Source organism: Geodermatophilus sp. FMUSA9-8 (assembly GCF_037034165.1).
GTDB lineage: Bacteria > Actinomycetota > Actinomycetes > Mycobacteriales > Geodermatophilaceae > Geodermatophilus > Geodermatophilus nigrescens.
On the sequence record NZ_JBAGKE010000005.1, the window covers coordinates 139564 to 156904 of the forward strand.

Sequence of the window (17341 nt, forward strand, 5' to 3'; positions counted from 1 at the left end):
TGAGAGTGGAGGGGTGACCACGCTCCACCCGGTCCGGCCGGCTGCTCCCCCATCCGGCCGTGAGGGGCTGTCAGGGGGCGAGCTGCCGGAGGGCGGGGAGCATCCCGCCGCCACGGAGTTGCACGGCGCCGCGGCCGGGCACGGGTCGGCACAGCGGGCCGGCACCGTGCCGCCCGGCGCCGAGCTCCTCGAGGACCTGCTCGCCGGCACGCCCGAGGAGGAGCACCCGGTCACCCACGTCCACCACCTGCCGGTGCGCGACCCGAGCACGCTGTCGTGGCCGGAGTGGGTGGACCCGGCGCTGCGCGCCCGCCTGCAGGAGCGGGGCGTCGCGGAGCCCTGGCGGCACCAGGTCGAGGCCGCCCAGCTCGCGCACGACGGCACCTCGGTGGTGGTGGCCACCGGCACCGCGTCGGGCAAGTCCTTGGCCTACCAGCTCCCCGCGCTGACCAGGCTGGCCGAGGACCAGCGGGCCTGCGTGCTCTACCTGGCCCCGACCAAGGCGCTGGCGCGGGACCAGCTCGCCTCCGTGGCCGCGCTCGCCGACCCCTCGGTCCGGCCGGCCGCCTACGACGGCGACACCCCGGCCGAGGAGCGGGACTGGGTCCGCCGGCACTCGCGGTGGATCGTGACCAACCCGGACATGCTGCACCGCGGCGTCCTGCCCGCCCACCAGCGCTGGAGCTCGACGCTGCGCCGGCTGGCCTACGTCGTCATCGACGAGTGCCACGCCTACCGGGGCGTCTTCGGCTCGCACGTCGGCCACGTGCTGCGCCGGCTGCGCCGCATCTGCCGCCGCTACGGCGCGGACCCGGTGTTCGTGCTCGCCTCGGCGACGGTGGCCGAGCCCGCCGTCGCCGCCGCCCGGCTGGTCGGCGGGCCCGTCGTGGCGGTGACCGACGACGGCTCGCCGCGACCCGGCGCGACGTTCGCGCTGTGGGAGCCGCCGCTGACGGAGCGCACCGGCGAGCACGGTGCCCCGCTGCGCCGCTCGGCGGCCGCCGACGCCGCCGGCCTGCTCGCCGACCTCGTCGAGCGCGGCGCCCGGACGCTGGCGTTCGTCCGCTCGCGGCGCAGCGCGGAGTCGGTGGCCGAGCAGGCCCGGCGGCTGCTGCTGGACCGCGGCCGCGGTGACCTGGTGCGCCGGGTCGACTCCTACCGCGGCGGCTACCTGCCCGAGGAGCGCCGGGAGCTGGAGCGGTCACTGTCCTCCGGCGAGCTGCTCGGCGTGGCCACCACCAACGCCCTCGAGCTCGGCATCGACATCGCCGGGCTCGACGCGGTCGTGCTCGCCGGCTACCCCGGCACGCTGGCCTCGCTGTGGCAGCAGGCGGGCCGGGCCGGGCGCGCGCAGCGGGAGTCGCTGGTCGTGTTCGTCGCCCGCGACGACCCGCTGGACCACTACCTGGCCCACCATCCGCGCGCGGTCTTCGGCCGCCCGGTGGAGGCGACCGTGACCGACCCCGCCAACCCCTACGTGCTGGGGCCGCAGCTGTGCAGCGCCGCGGCCGAGCTGCCGCTGACCCCGGAGGACCTGCCCGACTTCGGCGGCCCGGTGGCCGAGGCCCAGTTGGAGGAGCTGGTGGCGGCGGGCTCGCTGCGCCGCCGCCCGGCCGGCTGGTACTGGGCCGGGCGCGGGCGGCCCGACGTCGACATCCGCGGCAGCGGCGGCGAGCCGGTGGCGATCATCGAGTCCGGCACCGGCCGGCTGCTCGGCACCGTCGACGGCGGCGCCGCCCACTCGACGGTGCACGCCGGCGCCCTGTACGTGCACCGCGGGGAGACCTACGTCGTCGACGAGCTGGACCTCGACGACGCCTGCGCGGTCGTGCACGCCGACAGCCCCGAGTGGACCACCGTGGCCCGCGACGTCACCGACCTCGGCATCGTCCGCACCGACCGCACCCGCCGCCTCGGCACGGTCACCGCGCAGACCGGCGTCGTCGACGTCACGAACCAGGTCGTGGCCTACCAGCGGCGGCGGGCGGGCACCGGCGAGGTGCTCGCGGAGTTCCCGCTCGACCTGCCGGCCCGCCAATTGCGCACCCGCGCGGTCTGGCTGACCCTCGACGCCGACGCCGTGGCCCGCGCCGACGTCGACGACCTGGCGCTGCCCGGGTCGCTGCACGCGGCCGAGCACGCCGCGATCGGCATCCTGCCGCTGCTGGCGACCTGCGACCGCTGGGACCTGGGCGGGCTCTCGACGGCGCTGCACCCCGACACCGGGACCGCCACGGTGTTCGTGTACGACGGGCACCCCGGTGGCGCGGGCTTCGCCGAGCGGGGCTTCGCGGCCCTGCGGCGCTGGCTGCGGGCCACCCGGGCGACGGTGGCGAGCTGCGAGTGCGAGAGCGGCTGCCCGTCGTGCGTGCAGTCGCCCAAGTGCGGCAACGGCAACGACCCGCTGGACAAGGCCGGCGCCGTGCGGGTGCTCGACGTCGTGCTCGACGAGCTGGCCGCGGCCGAGGAGTCCGGCGCCGAGCCGGAGGACGAGCCCGCCGACGAGGCGGCGGACGGGCCGGCCGAGCCGACCCCGGCCGGCCCGGTGCGCGGCCTGCTGCGGCGGCCGTCCACCAGCCGGGCGGCGGTTCGCCCGGTGGACGGGGACGGGGAGGCGCCCGCCGCGGACGGCGACACAGCGCCGGACAGCGGCGGTCACGTCGAGGACGACCTGGTCTTCTAGGTCGTAGGCGTTTGCGGCGGGACGCCGTCCTCTCGATCGAGGTCCTCGACGATCGCGCCGTTCAGGTCGGCGGTCCCACCGAAGCCGCCATCCGTGCCGTGGATGCGTGCCGCGGCGTCGCGGACGGACTCGAAGTAGCTCCGGACGATCACCAGATCCCCGGTGCCGAGGCGATCGCGAAAGGCCGCGAGGGCCTCGGGCTTCGGCACGTAGGTGAAGACGCGGGGTGGTCGCGCGGCGTCTCGTTGTGGCCAGGAGACGGCTGGGCTGACGTCGCTGCGGTCGTAGTCCTGCTCGCGGGCATCGAAGTCGGCGAGCTGTCGAGGTCCCACCCGGACGACCACGCCTCGGACGACCGCTCCGTCCATCCGTTCGAGCCCCAGGCTGACGATCCGGCCGGTGAAGACGGGCCGCCCGGCGGTCCGGTGGCGGTATCGCCGGTTCTTCCGCGCCGGGTCGCTGGCGACGTTCCAGCGTCGCTGCCAGCCCTCCAGCGTGGCCATCCTCGCGTCTCGGGGATCGAGCCCGGCGGCGGTCAGGTCCGCATCGCGCATCAGGGAGCCGTAGACGAACACATAGACGTCCTGCGTGCCCTCGAAGTTCGCCCACCCGGCGTCCTCGCCGACCTCCGGGCCGATGTCCTGGAAGATCCCCTCCTCGTCGATCGCCCCTGGACGGAGCGAGTACTCCTGACGGCTCCGGAACTCCTCGTTGGTCGAGGTCATCACTCCCTCGACGATCACCAGCAACCGCGCAGTCCCCCGCCGCGCCGACTGGCCTTGGACGTCGATCGTCGCCGGCGTCACCGGGAGCCCCGGCTCAGCCGTGGTCCGGAGCACGACACGGAACGTCGTGGGCTCGGCCGGGGAGGCGATCGGCCAGACGTGCTCGTCCCCGTGCTGTCCGCGGACGAGGAGCTCGAGTTGCTTGTTCCGGTGCACGGTCGGGCTGTCCGGCGGGGTCCACTTCAGCCACGCCCGTACGCGGACGTCAGCGAGGTCGACGGTCAGCCGGTTGTAGAAGCGCGCAGCGAGCACGAAATAGCCCGTCGGATGGACCTCGAGCGTCAGCTTGCGCCTCCATCGCAATGGGTCGTGCGAGAACAGCTTGAAGACGAAGGCGCCGAGCACGAACACCGGTAGCAGCACGCTGACCAACGCGTTCACGAGGGCCAGCAGGTAGTAGAGGAGCGAACGTCCTCGTTCGGCGAACAGGGAGTCCGGCCCCCACATCGCCTGGAACGCCCGTCGGACGAGGTCGACGAATCCCCCCTGGCCGCCGTCATCGACCAGCAGGACCAGCGAGACGACCAGGGTCCAGCCGAGGACGAGGACCACGTAGATGCCGACGACCTGTGGCAGATCGAGCTTGCTCAGCCAGATGGCCAACGGCACGGATCGTTCCGGCTGACCTGATCGGCGTCGGAACCGCCTCCGGAGACCATTCCGTGCCACGAGCACCCCCCGTCGGACCTCTCCGGCCCGCGGCGGAGCCTAGGTCGCGCGTCGTCACCCTGCTCCCGAGAGGTCGGACATGCGCTCGTGGACCTCCGGCGGCGCGGGGCCCGCGCGGGCGGTTCCCTCGGCCTGCCGGGCGCCCAGCGGGCCGAGGTCGACGGCCACGGTGGCGGTCACCTCGACCACCGCGCCGCCGCCCACCGCGCAGGCGGTGAGCACCGCGCCGTTGTCACGGGCGACCCGGGCGGCGACGTCGCAGGCGGCCGGGTCGCCGGACACCGCCGCCGCGGCCCCGGCGAGGGCCGCGAGGTCGGCCGCGGCGCCGGCGCGGTGCCGGGCCACCGCCGCGGCACCGAGAAGCACCGCGGCCAGCCCGACGAGGGCGAGCACCGCGGCGAGCCCGATCGTCCACACGGTCGCCGACCCGCGCTCCCCCTCCCTCACCCGCCGGCCACCCCGGGCTCGAGCCGGGCGACCGCCGTCGCCTCCACGTCGACGCCGAGGTCGACCGGCCCGAGCGGGGACACCTCGGCCCGGACGGTGACCCGGACCCCGCCGCCGCCGACGGCGACCTCGGTCCGCGCGCCGTCGGGCGCGACGCGGGCGACGAGCGCGCGTACCGCGTCCGGGGCGTCACCGCGGGCGGCGGCGCGGGCCCCCTCGCGGGCGGCGTCCACGCAGCGCAGTTGGGCGCCGACCACCACGACCGCCGCGACCACGGCGGCGAGCACCAGCAGGAGGACCGGCAGCACCACCGCGGTCTCCGCGGTGACCATCCCCGCCTCCCGGTCGCGGCGCCGGGTCAGGACAGCACCTGCAGCGCGGAGGAGACGAGGTCGCCCAGCGCGGTGACCACCGAGCCGCCGGTGACCACGCGGTAGAGGACCGCGGCGAACGCGCAGGCGGCGACGGTGCCCACCGCGTACTCGGCGGTGCTCATGCCGGCCTCCGCCTCCGCCTGCAGCCGCGCCCACCGGGCGGCCAAGCGCCCGCGCGGCGGCGCGGGCAGGCCGGCGCCGTCCGTCGCGGCCACGGTCTCGGGTGCGGTCTCGGGTGCGGTCTCGGGTGCGGTCTCGGGTGCGGCGTCCGGTGCGGCATCGGGCATGGGTTCCTCCTCGGGTCGGCGGCCCCGTGCGCGGGGCGCGCCCGACCCTCGCCCCGCCCGACCCGCCGCGGCGGGCCCACTCCCGACCTGGGGACGGAGCACCGGCCTGTGGACGGCGCGCGCGGCGGTGTCGGCATGGCCGCTTCCACTTCAGGACGACAGCGCGGTTGCCGATCCAGCCATGAGGTGGCGCAGCCGCACCACCGCACCCGGGCCGGGAGGAGGGACCGTGGCGGCACACGGCGCCGACCGCCCCGAGGGCCGCCCGCTGGTCCTCGTCGCCTACCTGCTCGGCCTCGCGGGCGCGATCGCGGCCTTCGGCATCGGCCCCACGCTCGGCGTCGTCGCCGGTGCGCTCAACGTCGTCTTCGGCGTCTACTTCTGCCGGCACCTGGCGTTCGCCGTCGCCGCCGCCCGCTGGGCCGAGCGCGACCTGCTCGCCGCCGACGTCGGTCTGGACAGCTACACGCCGCCGGTCGCCGTCCTCGTCGGCTGCAAGAACGAGGAGCTGGTCGTCGACGGGATGGTCGCGGCGCTGCTGGCCCTCGACTACCCCACCGACCGGCTCACCCTCGTCGTGGTCGACGACGGCTCCGACGACGCGACCGGCGCCAAGCTCGACGCCTGGGCGCTGCGCGACCCGCGGCTGCGCGTGCTGCACCGCGCGCCCGGCTCCGGCGGCGGCAAGTCCGGCGCGTTGAACGAGGCGCTGGCGCTGGTCGACGCGGAGATCGTGCTGGTCTTCGACGCCGACCACGAGCCGGAGCCGACCGCGCTGCGCCGGCTGGTGCGGCACTTCCGCGATCCCTCCGTCGGCGCGGTCATGGGCCGCTGCGTCATCCGCAACGGCCAGGACTCGACGATGGCCAACACCGTCTTCGTCGACTACCTGTCGGGCTACCTCGTCAACGAGTACGGCCGCCAGGCGCTGTTCGAGCTGCCCGCGTACGGCGGCGCCAACTGCGCCGTGCGCGCCTCGACGCTGCGCGCCCTCGGCGGGTGGAACCCCGAGACGGTCACCGAGGACACCGACCTGACCCTGCGGATCCTGCTCATGGGCCAGCGCGTGCGCTACGACGTCTCGGCCATCGACTTCGAGGAGGCGGTGGTCAGCGCCCAGCGCTTCTGGAAGCAGCGCTACCGCTGGGCCCGGGGCCACCAGAAGTGCCTGCGCGACTACTGGCGGCCGCTGATGCGCTCGCCGCACCTGTCGCTGCTGGAGAAGGTCGAGACGACGCTGTTCCTCGGCGTCTACCACGTGCCGGTGCTCAGCGGCCTGGGCCTGCTGCTCACCGTGCTGCGTGCCTTCGGCGTCGGCGACCTGCCGGTCATCGGATTGCTGCCGCTGTCGATGCTGCTGTTCATCGGCCCGCTCGCCGAGCTGTGCGTCGGCCTGCTGGTCGGCCGGGTGGAGCGGCGCTCGGCGTGGCGGCTGCTGGGCTTCCTGCCCGCCTTCGCCCTGTCCATCTGGATCACCTCGCGCGCCTACGTCGACGGCATGCTCGGCCGCCCCTACAGCTGGGTGAAGACCTCCCGCTCGGGCGCCACCTCGACGGTGCTCGCGACGCCGCCGCCGGTCGCCGCCGTCCCCGCGCAGGCGCCGGCCCGGCCCCGCTCGTTCGCGTCCCCCGGGGAGGACCGGTGACCACCGCACCCGCACAGGCCCTCGCGCGGCGCAGGACCCCGCGCGGCACGACGCGGCGGCTGCTGCCCGTCGTCGCCGACCTGGTCCTCGCCGGGCTGATCTGCGTCGTCGGCTTCGCCACGCTGTCGCACCCGCTGCAGGTGCTGGAGGCCGGCGCGGTCGCGACCGTCCTGGAGCTGCTGGACCCCGAGTGGTCCTCGGGCGTGCTGCCCGGCCACGTCCTGCTGTTCCGAGACGACGGCGGGATCATCGACGCGGTCGTCACGGCGTCGTGCTCGTCGGTCCTGTCGGTGCTCGGGCTCGTCGCGCTGACCGCGGTCATCCTGCGCGGTCGCAAGGCGCACGCCCTCGGCGGCCTGCTCGTCGCCGTCGTCGCCGTCGTCGCGCTCAACCACGGTCGGCTGCTGCTGTCGGCGCTCGCCGGGCTGTACTGGGGCGAGGGCGCGCTGGTGCTCTTCCACGACTGGGTGGGCACCGTCTGGAACCTCGTCGCCACCCTCGGCGGCTTCCTCGTCATGGTATGGGTGACGTTGCCCGCCGCCGAGCGCGCCGAGCAGGACGTCGACGGCCGGCACACCGCCCGCCGCCCCGACTCCTGGGCCCGGCCGGGGCTCGGCTACCGGACGCCGGCCGTCGAGGAGGACGACGCGCGCCGCCGCCGCACGACGCTCACCGGGCTCATGCACCGCTACGTGCTGCCGCGCGGGGTGTCGGCCCGGCTGGCCGCCCGCCGGGAGGCCGCGCGGGTCGACTACCGCCTCGGGCACCTGCCGCCCCACCAGCGCATCGAGCGCATCCGCGAGCTCGCCGCCGACGGCCTCGGCGCGCACAGCGCCTCGCTGGTCGCCGTCGCCACCTACGAGCGCGAGCACCTCGTCCTCGACGCGCTCGCGGAGGCGGTCGCCGCCCGCCAGTGGGAGCCGGTCACCGACCACCGGGTGACCGCCCTGCGGCTGTGGGCCCGCGGCTGGCTGCTGGCCCGTCCCGCCCTCGACGGCGCGGCCGCCGACGCCGCCCCGGGCGGCCCGGTGCCCGGGGCGGCCCCGGTCGCCGTCGCCCGCATCCCGGTGCCCCCGCCGGCACCCGCCACGGCTCCCGCGGGCGGCCCGGGCCGCCGGTCGCACGCCGCCGGCACCCAGGCCCCCCGCACCTTCGCCCGCCCGTCCGACCACCCGCACCCCCCGGAGACGCCCCGGTGACCTCGACCCTCCCGACCTCGGCCGCTCCCCCGTCGGCCGGCCGCCGCTCCCCCGGCTCCTCCTCCCCCGCCGTCCTGGTCACCGGGGCGGGCGGGCCGGCCGGGGTGGCGGTCGTCCGGCGGCTGGTGGCCCTCGGCCACCGCGTCGTCGGCGTGGACGCCGACGCGACCGCCGCGGGCGCCGCCCTGGCCACCGTCGGCGCCGTCGTCCCGCGGGCCGACCACGTGCGGTTCGTCGACGCCCTGGTCGCGCTGGCCACCGCCCACGGCGCCGACGCACTCATCGGCACCGTGGCCGAGGAGCTGCCCGCCCTCGCCGCGGGCGCGGGCCGCCTCGCCGCCGCCGGGGTGGCCACCTGGCTGCCCGACCCGGAGGCCGTCGGGGTCTGCAGCGACAAGGCCGCCTTCGCCCGGGCGATGCGCGCCGCCGGCGTGCCGCACCCGGCCACCACCGACACCCCCGCCGGGCTCGCCGCCGTCGGCGGACCGTGGGTCGTCAAGCCGCGCGCCGGACGGGGCAGCCGTGGGGTGCGGCTGCTCGACACCCGCGCCGAGGTGGTCGAGGCGATGCACGGCGACGCCTCGCTCATCGCCCAGTCGCGGCTGACCGGACGCGAGTTCACCGCCGACGCCCTCGTCGACCGCGACGGCGAGCTGGTCACGGTGGTGCCCCGCTGGCGCGACGACACCCGCGCCGGCATCTCGGTCAAGGGCACGACCTTCGACTCCGCCGAGGTCACCGCCGTGGTGGCCGCGGCGCTGGAGGCGGTGCAGCTGACCGGCCCGGCCAACGTGCAGGGCTTCGTCGCCGACGACGGCCGGGCGAGCGTCGTGGAGATCAACCCGCGCTTCTCCGGCGGCCTGCCGCTGACCCTCGCCGCGGGCGCCGACGTCGTCAGCGCCCACCTGGCCGGCATCCGCGACCCGCACGCGCGGCTGCCGCACCTGTGGTTCACCCCCGGCGTCCGGATGAGCCGCTACTTCGCCGAGACGTACACCGCCGACGACGGCAGCCCCGTCGCCGACCCCTGCGAGGCGACGGCGGCGGTCACGGCGGTGCGCGCGTGAGCCGCAGCCGGCACGTCCTCGTCCCGTTCGGCACCCGGCCGGAGGTCGTCAAGCTCGCGCCGGTGGTGACCGCGCTCGTGGCCGCCGGCCACCGGGTCGACGTCGTCGACACCGGCCAGCACACCGACCCCGACCTCTCCACCCGGCTGCAGGAGACCCTCGGGCTGGCGCCCACCTGCCGGTTCACCCTGCCGACCGACGACCCCGCGGCCCGGTACGGCGCCCTGCACGCCGACGCGGCGCGCGCGGTGGCCCGGTTCCGGCCCGACCTCGTGCTGGCCCTGGGCGACACCAACACCGTCCCCGCCTACGCGCTGGCCGCGCGGGGCGCGGGGATCCCGTTCGCGCACCTCGAGGCGGGCCTGCGCAGCCTCAACGCGCGCAGCGTGGAGGAGGTCAACCGCCGGGTGGCGGCGGCCGTCGCCGCGCTGCACCTCGCCCCGACCCGGCGGGCCGCGGCGTTCCTCGCCGCCGAGGACGTCCCCGCCGAGCGGGTGTTCGTGGTCGGCAACCCGGTGGTCGACACGCTGGTGGCCCGCGGCGTGCGCCCGGTGCCGGTCGCGGAGCGGTCCGGGGTGCTGGTGACGGCGCACCGGCCGACCAACGTCGACGACCCAGTGCGGCTCAAGCGCCTGGTCGGCGTGGTGCGCTCGCTGGCCGACGACGTCGGCCCGGTGACCTTCCCGGTACACCCGCGCACGGCGGCCCGGCTGGCGGCGACCGGGCTCGACGCGGAGCTGGAGCACCCGGCGATCTCACTGAGCGGGCCGGTCGGCTACGACGCGCTGCTCGCGGCGCTGGCCTCGGCTCGCCTGGCGGTCACCGACTCCGGGGGCATCCAGGAGGAGGCGGCCTACCTGGGCGTGCCCGTCGTGGTGCTGCGGGGGTCCACGCCGCGGTGGGAGGGCGTGGAGGCCGGCACCACCACCCTGGCGGGCCTGGCCGACGACGGCGCCGCCGACGCGGTCCTGGCGGCTGCCGCGCGGCACACCTCGCCGGAGGGCCAGGCGCGCGCCGCGGCGCTCCCCTGCCCCTACGGCGACGGCACCACCGGTCCGCAGGTCGCGGCGCTGCTCGCCGACGAGGCCACCGACGCGCTTCTGGCGATCACCGAGCCCGACTTCACCGACGGGCGCCTGCCGTGGTGACCGGCGCGCCCGCCTGGGACGGCCCGCCGCCGCTGGCGGTGGTGGTCGACCTCGACGACACGCTCTACCCGCAGGCCGCCTACCTGGCGGGCGCCGCCGAGGCGGTCGGGCGGGCGTCCGCCGCCGCCGGCCTGGACGGCGCCCGGGTGCACGCGGCCCTCGTCCGGGAACTCGCGGCCGGCTCCGACCGCGGCGGCACCATCGACCGAGCGCTGCTCGCCGCCGGCGTCCCGGACGCGGCCCTGCCGGGCCTGGTCCCACCCCTGGTCGCCGCCTTCACGGCGCACGAGCCGGTGGCGCTGGCCCCCTACCCCGGCGCGGCCGCGGCGCTGGCCGCGCTGGCCCGCGGGGTGCCCGTGGGCTGCCTGACCGACGGCAACCCGGCCATCCAGGCGGCCAAGCTCGCAGCGACCGGCCTGCTGCCGCTGCTGGCGGAGGTGCTGGTCACCGACACGCTCGGCGGGCGGGCCGCCCGCAAGCCCGCGCCCGAGGGCCTGCGCGTCCTCGCCGGGCGGCTCGGCGTGCCCGCCGACCGGGTGCTGGTCATCGGCGACCGGCCCGGCAAGGACGTCGCCGTCGCCGCCGCGGTGGGTGCGCGGGCGGTCCGCGTGCGCCAGGGCGAGTACGCGGACGCACCGGACGTGCCGCCGGCGTGGGCGGTCACCGCCGACTTCCCGGCCGCCGCGGCGCTCGCGCTCGGCGTCCTGACCGGCTCCGCGGTGGCCGCCGCGCACTGAGCGCGACCGCCCTCCCTCCTCCGGGGGACCCCCGTCCCGGTGGCGTGGAGACCGGGCGGGCCACTCCCGATCTCCCCCGGGAGGGGCCGAGTGCGCCCCGGTCCGGAAGGGGGCCACATGAGAGGCAACACGGGGCGGCGCGCGTCGCTGGGGACCCGGCTGGCGGTCGTCGCCGGCGTGGGCGCGGCGGCGGTGCTCGCCACGCCGGGCGTGGCGAGCGCCCACTACGGGGAGACGTCGGTCACCTGCGTCATCCCGGCGCAGAACGGCACCTGGACCGCGGTGTTCGGCTACCGCAACGACACCGGGTACACCGGCTCGCTGCCGGTCGGCCGCTACAACGACATGAGCCCGGACCAGTTCGACGGCCGGCAGGTCACGACCTTCGCGCCGGGCAACCACCCGGGCGCGTTCCAGGTCCAGGTGCCCGCGTCGGTGTCCTCGGTGAGCTGGACCGTCCTGGGGACGACGGCCACCGCGAAGAAGGACGGCAGCACCCGCTGCCCCTCGGGCACGCCGCTGCCGGCGGACGGCAACGGCCTGGGCATGGTCATCGCGCTCGCCGCCTCCGGCGCGGTCGCGGGTGGCTCCATGTGGGCGGCGCAGCGCCGCCGGGCGCGGGTCGTCGAGGCACCCGCGGACTGATACATCGCGCACGACCGGTCCTCCCCCCATCGAGGGGGGAGCCGGTCGTCCCGGTGGACCCGGCGGCCGCGGCCGCCGATGGAAGAGCATCGGGCGGGACCACCGCCCCGGCACGGACAGGACGGCGGCGATGGACGGCGCAGGAACGCGGAGCACGGGACGCAGCGTCCTGGCCATCGGGGCGCACCCCGACGACATCGAGCTGGGCTGCGGGGGCGCGCTGCTTGCGCACGTGGCCGCCGGGGACCGGGTGACCATGCTGGTGGTGACCGGCGGCGAGAACGGCCCCGGGGACGACACCCAGGTGACCGGCCGCCGCGCCGAGCAGGAGCGGGCCGCCGCCGCCATGGGCGCCCGGCTGGTGTGGGGCGGGCTGGTCGACTGCCAGGTCGTGGCCGACTCCGCCGCCATCCGCCGCATCGAGGAGGTCCTGGAGGCCACCGCCGCCGACCTCGTCTACGTGCACGCCCCCGACGACAGCCACCAGGACCACCGCGCCGTCGCCGCCGCCACGCTCGGCGCGGCCCGCCGGCTGCCCCGGGTGCTGCACTACCAGAGCCCCTCGACGCTGACCTTCTCCCCGACCGTCTACGTCGACGTCACCGCCCACCTGACCGGCAAGCTGGCCGCGCTCGCCGCACACGCCTCGCAGGTGGAGCGCTCGGCCATGGTGGAGCCCGACGCGATCGTCGCCTCCGCCCGCCACTGGGGCGCGCAGGCCCGCATCGGGTACGCGGAGGCCTTCCAGCCGACCCGCATGGTGCTCGACCTGTCCCCGGCGGGCTCCCCGGTGCCCTCGGCGGTCCCGGCGGCGTGGTCGCTCGCGCCGTCCTTCACCCCGCACGCGGCGTCGTCGTTCGCGGGCTCGGCCGTCGCCCGGACCCGCTGACCGCTCATCCGAACACCTGCCCCGCGATGCCGATGACCATCGGCGCGATGCCGAGGCAGACGAACGCCGGCAGGAAGCAGGCGCCCAGCGGCGCGAGCACCCACACGCCGGCCCGCCGGACCGCGGCCTCGGCGTCGCTGCGCGCGGCCTGACGCGTCTCGGCGGCCAGCACCCGCAGCGCCCCGGCCGCCTGGGTCCCCGACTCCCCGGCCCGCACCAGCACCCGGCCGAGCCCCGCGAGCTCCGCCGGGGTGCCGGCCCAGGCCGCGAGCGGGGCCGCGCCCAGCCGCAGTCGCCCGGCGACGCCGCCGAGCGCCTCGCCCGTGGGGCCGGGCAGCGCCGTGGCCACCGCGGCCAGCGCCGCGCCGACCGGTGCCCCGGCCGCCAGGCACACCGCGAGCAGGTCGCAGGCCACCGGCAGGTCCGCGCCCGTCCCGGCGCCCGTCGCGCCCCCGGCCGCCCGCCGCGGCAGCCGGGCGGCCAGCACGCCGGCGCCGACCCCGAGCAGCACCCCCGGCGCGTCGCCCACCAGCAGCGCCACCGCTGCTCCGGCCGTGACCGGCAGCGCGAGACGCCGCACCACACCCGGCGCCGGACCCGGCACCGGCTCCGCCTCGGGCCGGGCGGGCGGGGTCGCCCGCCGCGAGGCCCCCGCGACGGCCCGCACCCGCGCACCCCGCCGGGCCTCCGCCGACGGCCAGGCCAGCAGCGCCCCCGCGAGCAACACCAGGACCGCGCTCACGCCGCGGCCGCCGGTCCCGCGACCGCCCGCCGGACCAGCCGCGCCGACCAGGCCAGCCCCGCCGTTTCCAGCGCCACCCCGAGGACCAGCAGCACCTGCCCGGCGCCGGTAGTCGTGAGCACGGACCACGGGTCGGCGCCGATGCCGCTGCCCATGGCCAGCGCCAGCAGTGGCAGGCCGGCGAGCAGGGCGGCGCTGGCCCGCGGGCCGGCGGTCACCGACCGCAGCTCCTGGCGCTGCCGGCGGCGGGCCCGCAGGTCGTCCTCCACCGCCGCGACGACGGCCGCCAGGGAGCAGCCGGTCCGCGCGCTGAGCAGCACCGCCGCGGCCACCCGCGCCAGCGCCCGGTCGAGGTCCGTCGCGCCCGGCCCGACCGCCGCCGGGGCCCGCAGCGCCCGGGCGAGCCCGTCGGCCACCCCGGCGTCGGTGCACCCGGCCACGGCCGCCCCGGCCGCGTCCTCGGGCGGGCGCCCGCCGCGCAGCTCCGCGGACAGCGCCGCGAGGGCGTCGGTCAGCCCGTCCAGCCGCTCCTCCGCGGCGCGCCGGTCCCGGGCGCGGGCCAGCCCCCGGACCGCGCCGGCCGCGCCCGCTGCGGCGAGGGCCCCGACCAGCGGCGTCGCGGCGAGGGAGCCGGCCGCCCCGGCGAGCAGCGCGGCGGGCAGCGGCCAGGCGGCGCGCGGCAGCGCGGCCGGGCGAGTAGCCGGGGTACCCCGGGGGCGCACCAGGCGCCGCAGCCGGGAGCGCCGCCGGGTGACCGCGCCGGGCCACAGGAGCAGCGCCCCGGCGGTCAGCAGCAGCGCCGCGCTCACCCGGCCACCCCGCCGTGGAGCAGCGCGGCCAGCCGCTCCGCGCCCGGGCACGGACCGCCGTCGGCCCGCCAGCCGGCGTCGACCGCGATCCAGTCCCCGTCGCGGCGGACGACGCCGATCTCCTCCACCCGCCGGCCGGCCGCGGTGCGCCGCAGGTGCACGACGACCGCGAGCGCGGCCGCGGCCTGGCTGTGCACCGCCCGCCGGTCGAGCCCCGCGGCCACCCCGAGCGCCTCCAGCCGGGCGGGCACCTCCCCGGGCCGGTTGGCGTGCAGGGTGCCGCAGCCGCCGTCGTGGCCGGTGTTGAGGGCGGCGAGCAGGTCGGTGACCTCGGCGCCGCGCACCTCGCCGACGACGAGCCGGTCGGGACGCATCCGCAGGGCCTGGCGGACCAGGTCGCGCAGCGTCACCTGCCCGGCGCCCTCCACGTTGGCCGGCCGGGTGAGCAGCCGGACGACGTGCGGGTGGACCGGCGCGAGCTCCGGCGCGTCCTCGCACAGCACCAGCCGCTCCCCCGCCGGCAGCTCGCCGAGCAGCGCCGCGAGCAGCGTCGTCTTGCCCGAGCCGGTGCCGCCGGTGACGAGGAAGGCCAGCCGCGCCCGCAGCACCGCGCGCAGCAGGCGGGCCGACTCCCCGGGCAGCGTCCCGCGGGCGGCGAGGTCGCCGAGGCCCAGGCTGGCGCGGCGCAGCACCCGCAGCGACAGGCAGGTGCCCCCGCCCGAGACCGGCGGCAGCACCGCGTGCAGGCGGGTGCCGTCGGGAAGCCCGGCGTCGACCCAGGGCGCGGCGTCGTCGAGCCGGCGGCCCGCGCTGGCGGCCAGCCGCACCGCGAGCCGGCGGACGGCGTCCTCGTCGGGGAAGCGGACGGCGGCGCGCTCGAGGCCGCCGCCCCGGTCCACCCACACGTGCGCCGGCCCGTTGACCAGCACGTCGGTGACGCCCGGCTCGCGCAGCAGCGCCTCCAGCGGTCCCGCCCCGGCCAGCTCGGCGACCGCGTCCCGCACGGCGTCGAGCACCTCGGTGTCGCCGAGCAGCCCCGCCTCGTCGCGGACGAGCGCGGCGACGGCGGCGCGGCTGGGCGGTCCCGGCTCCAGCGCCAGCCGCGCGCGGACCCGCTCGACCAGCGGCAGCGCGCTCACGCCGCCCGCTCCGGCGTCGGGAGCCCGCCGAGCAGCCGGCGGGTGACCGCCCCGAGCGGGCTGCGCGGCGACACCGCCGGTGGCACGCCCCGCTCGCCGCGGTCGACGGCGCCGCGGTCGTGGCCGAGCACGGCGAGCACCGGGGCGCCGGTGGCCGCCGCGACCTCCGCCGCCGACAGGCCGCCCGGGACGTCCCGCACCACGACCCCGGCCCTCCGCCACGGGGACGGCTCCGCGGGCGACCCGGCCAGCAGCATGCGGGCGGCGGTGACGGCACGCAGCCGGGCCGGCACGACGAGGACCGCGAGGTCCGCCCCGGCCAGGACGGCGGCGGCCGCGGCGTCGTCGGGGCCGGCCGGGCGGGGCAGGTCGACCACCACCGGCCGGCCGCACGCGCGCGCGGCGTCGACGACCGCGGTCAGCGCCTCGACCGGCACCGGGACCGCGTCCTCCCGGGCGGCGGGGAGCACGGTGACGCCGCCGGCCTCCGGGAGGGCGGCCAGCAGCGCGTCGCCGGCGACCCGGCCGCGCACCCCGGCCAGCGCGGGCCAGCGCAGCCCGTCGACGTCCTCGGCGCCGAGCAGCAGGTCCAGCCCGCCGCCCCACGGATCGGCGTCGACCAGCAGCGCCCCGCCGGCGTCCTCCGCGGCGGTGAGCGCGAGGGCGGTGGCCAGCGTGCTGACGCCCGCGCCGCCGCAGCTGCCGCCCACGACCAGCAGCGGGCCGCGCTCCACCGGCGAGCGCACCGCCTCCGCGGCGCGGGCGGCGAGCCACGCCTCGTCGTCGGGGAGGACGGCGACGCGCTCGGCGCCGAGCTCCACCGCGGCCGCCCAGGCCGGCGCGGTCAAGGGGCCGCCGGCGACCACGACCACGCCGAGCCGGCGCGGCAGCGCCCGGACCGCGGGCGCGCCGAGGACGTCGGCGCCGAGCAGCACCAGCCCGGCCTCGCGGGAGGCGCGTCGCAGCGCCGGGCCGCCGGTGGCGACCTCGGGCTCGGTGCCCGCGGCGGCGAGCACCCGCAGGACGTCGTCGAGGAGGTCCTCGTCGGCGCTGACGACGAGCGGGCGGGACGGGGGCGGGACGGGACGTGGGGGCACGCGCCCGAGCCCAGCGCGGCCGGGCGGCCCGGGACGACCGGAGCCGCGACCTGTGGATGACCCGGACGGGTGTGGACGGCGCGCGGGAGCCCGTCGGCCCCCTGTCGTCCGCTTACAGTCGTGAACTGTGACCCGCGCCGCGGCGTTCTTCGACCTGGACAAGACGGTCATCGCCAAGTCCAGCACCCTGGCCTTCGGCCGCCCCTTCTTTGCGGGCGGGCTGATCAACCGGCGCGCCGTGCTCAAGGGCGCCTACGCGCAGTTCGTCTTCTCCCTCGCCGGCGCCGACGCGCAGCAGATGGAGCGGATGCGCGCCCAGATCACCCGGATGGCCACCGGGTGGGACGTCGCGACGGTGCACGAGATCGTCAGCGAGACCCTGCACGAGATCGTCGACCCGCTGGTCTACGCCGAGGCCGCCGACCTCATCGAGTTCCACCGGGCGGCCGGCCGGGAGATCGTCATCGTCTCCAGCAGCGGCGCGGAGATGGTCGGGCCGATCGGCGAGATGCTCGGCGCCGACCGGGTGGTGGCCACCCGCATGGTGCGGGCCGGCGGCCGCTACACCGGGGAGATCGAGTTCTACGCCTACGGCGAGAACAAGGCCGAGGCGATGCGGCAGGTGGCCGCCGAGAGCGGCTACGACCTCGCCGACTGCTACGCCTACAGCGACTCGGTCACCGACCTGCCGATGCTCGCCGCCGTCGGGCACCCCACGGCCGTCAACCCCGACCGCGCGCTGCGGAAGGTGGCGGCCGAGCGCGGCTGGCCGGTGCTGGAGTTCACCCGGCCGGTCTCGATGCGCAGCCGCTTCGCCGTGCCGCCGGTCCCCGTGGTCACCGGCGCGGCCATGGGCGTCGGCGCCGCGGTGGCGGGGATCGCCTGGTACGCCCGCCGGCGGGCGCTGCGCGTCGTCGAGGGCGCGACGGCCGTCGCCGTCCCGGTCCCGCCCGGACGCCGCCGTCGCCGCGGCGCCTGA

Annotated in this window: 17 protein-coding genes; 9 read left to right on the forward strand and 8 right to left on the reverse strand. The window is 78.1% G+C overall.

What is annotated here, in order from left to right:
* Positions 1–13: 13 nt before the first annotated feature.
* A complete protein-coding gene (locus WA616_RS12365) occupies positions 14–2683 on the forward strand; it encodes a DEAD/DEAH box helicase (protein WP_336030200.1) in 2670 nt (889 codons plus the stop codon).
* Here the strand turns inward: WA616_RS12365 and WA616_RS12370 are convergent.
* From WA616_RS12370 to WA616_RS12385, 4 genes are all read right to left on the reverse strand, one after another.
* Positions 2680–4071, reverse strand: coding sequence for a gamma-glutamylcyclotransferase family protein (locus WA616_RS12370; protein WP_336030202.1), 1392 nt, complete (start codon positions 4069–4071; stop codon positions 2680–2682). The two genes, WA616_RS12365 and WA616_RS12370, sit on opposite strands and share 4 nt — an antisense overlap.
* A gap of 120 nt (positions 4072–4191) precedes the next feature.
* On the reverse strand, positions 4192–4584 hold the full coding sequence (locus WA616_RS12375) for an Rv3654c family TadE-like protein (protein WP_336030203.1): 393 nt from the start codon (positions 4582–4584) through the stop codon (positions 4192–4194).
* On the reverse strand, positions 4581–4916 hold the full coding sequence (locus tag WA616_RS12380) for a TadE family type IV pilus minor pilin (RefSeq protein WP_336030204.1): 336 nt from the start codon (positions 4914–4916) through the stop codon (positions 4581–4583). The genes WA616_RS12375 and WA616_RS12380 overlap by 4 nt, the downstream gene beginning before the upstream one ends.
* Before the next feature lie 26 nt (positions 4917–4942).
* Positions 4943–5245 (reverse strand): DUF4244 domain-containing protein, encoded by a 303-nt coding sequence (locus tag WA616_RS12385; RefSeq protein ID WP_336030206.1) that lies wholly within the window; start codon positions 5243–5245, stop codon positions 4943–4945.
* Positions 5246–5474: 229 nt separating this feature from the next.
* On the opposite strand from WA616_RS12385, the gene WA616_RS12390 reads away from it, so the two are divergent.
* The 7 genes from WA616_RS12390 (at position 5475) to WA616_RS12420 (ending at position 12575) form a co-directional block, all read left to right on the forward strand.
* Positions 5475–6890: a glycosyltransferase gene (locus WA616_RS12390; RefSeq protein ID WP_336030207.1), complete on the forward strand. Its 1416-nt coding sequence runs from the start codon at positions 5475–5477 to the stop codon at positions 6888–6890.
* A complete protein-coding gene (locus WA616_RS12395) occupies positions 6887–8089 on the forward strand; it encodes an exosortase/archaeosortase family protein (RefSeq protein ID WP_336030208.1) in 1203 nt (400 codons plus the stop codon). The genes WA616_RS12390 and WA616_RS12395 overlap by 4 nt, the downstream gene beginning before the upstream one ends.
* Positions 8086–9156, forward strand: coding sequence for an ATP-grasp domain-containing protein (locus tag WA616_RS12400; RefSeq protein ID WP_336030210.1), 1071 nt, complete (start codon positions 8086–8088; stop codon positions 9154–9156). The genes WA616_RS12395 and WA616_RS12400 overlap by 4 nt, the downstream gene beginning before the upstream one ends.
* Positions 9153–10304, forward strand: a complete 1152-nt coding sequence (wecB, locus tag WA616_RS12405; protein WP_336030212.1) for a non-hydrolyzing UDP-N-acetylglucosamine 2-epimerase — start codon at positions 9153–9155, stop codon at positions 10302–10304. The genes WA616_RS12400 and wecB overlap by 4 nt, the downstream gene beginning before the upstream one ends.
* Positions 10301–11041: an HAD family hydrolase gene (locus WA616_RS12410; protein WP_336030214.1), complete on the forward strand. Its 741-nt coding sequence runs from the start codon at positions 10301–10303 to the stop codon at positions 11039–11041. Before wecB ends, WA616_RS12410 begins: the two co-directional genes overlap by 4 nt.
* Before the next feature lie 117 nt (positions 11042–11158).
* The gene (locus tag WA616_RS12415) at positions 11159–11686 is read left to right on the forward strand and encodes a hypothetical protein (protein WP_336030216.1); all 528 of its coding nucleotides are present in this window, start codon (positions 11159–11161) and stop codon (positions 11684–11686) included.
* Between the two features lie 130 nt (positions 11687–11816).
* Positions 11817–12575, forward strand: a complete 759-nt coding sequence (locus tag WA616_RS12420) for a PIG-L deacetylase family protein (RefSeq protein ID WP_336030218.1) — start codon at positions 11817–11819, stop codon at positions 12573–12575.
* Positions 12576–12579: 4 nt separating this feature from the next.
* On the opposite strand, the gene WA616_RS12425 is transcribed toward WA616_RS12420, so the two are convergent.
* Genes WA616_RS12425 through ssd form a run of 4 tightly spaced genes read right to left on the reverse strand, consistent with a single transcriptional unit; the run spans position 12580 to position 16362 of the window.
* Positions 12580–13317: a type II secretion system F family protein gene (locus WA616_RS12425; RefSeq protein WP_336030219.1), complete on the reverse strand. Its 738-nt coding sequence runs from the start codon at positions 13315–13317 to the stop codon at positions 12580–12582.
* A complete protein-coding gene (locus tag WA616_RS12430; RefSeq protein ID WP_336030220.1) occupies positions 13314–14126 on the reverse strand; it encodes a type II secretion system F family protein in 813 nt (270 codons plus the stop codon). The genes WA616_RS12425 and WA616_RS12430 overlap by 4 nt, the downstream gene beginning before the upstream one ends.
* Complete coding sequence (locus tag WA616_RS12435; RefSeq protein WP_336030222.1) at positions 14123–15265, reverse strand: TadA family conjugal transfer-associated ATPase; 1143 nt, start codon at positions 15263–15265, stop codon at positions 14123–14125. Before WA616_RS12435 ends, WA616_RS12430 begins: the two co-directional genes overlap by 4 nt.
* Positions 15262–16362: a septum site-determining protein Ssd gene (ssd, locus tag WA616_RS12440; RefSeq protein ID WP_336030224.1), complete on the reverse strand. Its 1101-nt coding sequence runs from the start codon at positions 16360–16362 to the stop codon at positions 15262–15264. The genes WA616_RS12435 and ssd overlap by 4 nt, the downstream gene beginning before the upstream one ends.
* A gap of 127 nt (positions 16363–16489) precedes the next feature.
* Here ssd and WA616_RS12445 point away from each other — a divergent pair, with 127 nt between their 5' ends.
* Positions 16490–17341, forward strand: a complete 852-nt coding sequence (locus tag WA616_RS12445) for an HAD family hydrolase (RefSeq protein WP_336030225.1) — start codon at positions 16490–16492, stop codon at positions 17339–17341.

What these genes read in the sequence shown, in the direction of transcription:
- WA616_RS12380 (WP_336030204.1), bottom strand. Translation starts at nt 4,916, where the DNA reads ATGGTCACCGCGGAGACCGCGGTGGTGCTGCCGGTCCTCCTGCTGGTG.
- WA616_RS12385 (WP_336030206.1), bottom strand. Translation starts at nt 5,245, where the DNA reads ATGCCCGATGCCGCACCGGACGCCGCACCCGAGACCGCACCCGAGACC.
- WA616_RS12415 (WP_336030216.1), top strand. Translation starts at nt 11,159, where the DNA reads ATGAGAGGCAACACGGGGCGGCGCGCGTCGCTGGGGACCCGGCTGGCG.
- WA616_RS12420 (WP_336030218.1), top strand. Translation starts at nt 11,817, where the DNA reads ATGGACGGCGCAGGAACGCGGAGCACGGGACGCAGCGTCCTGGCCATC.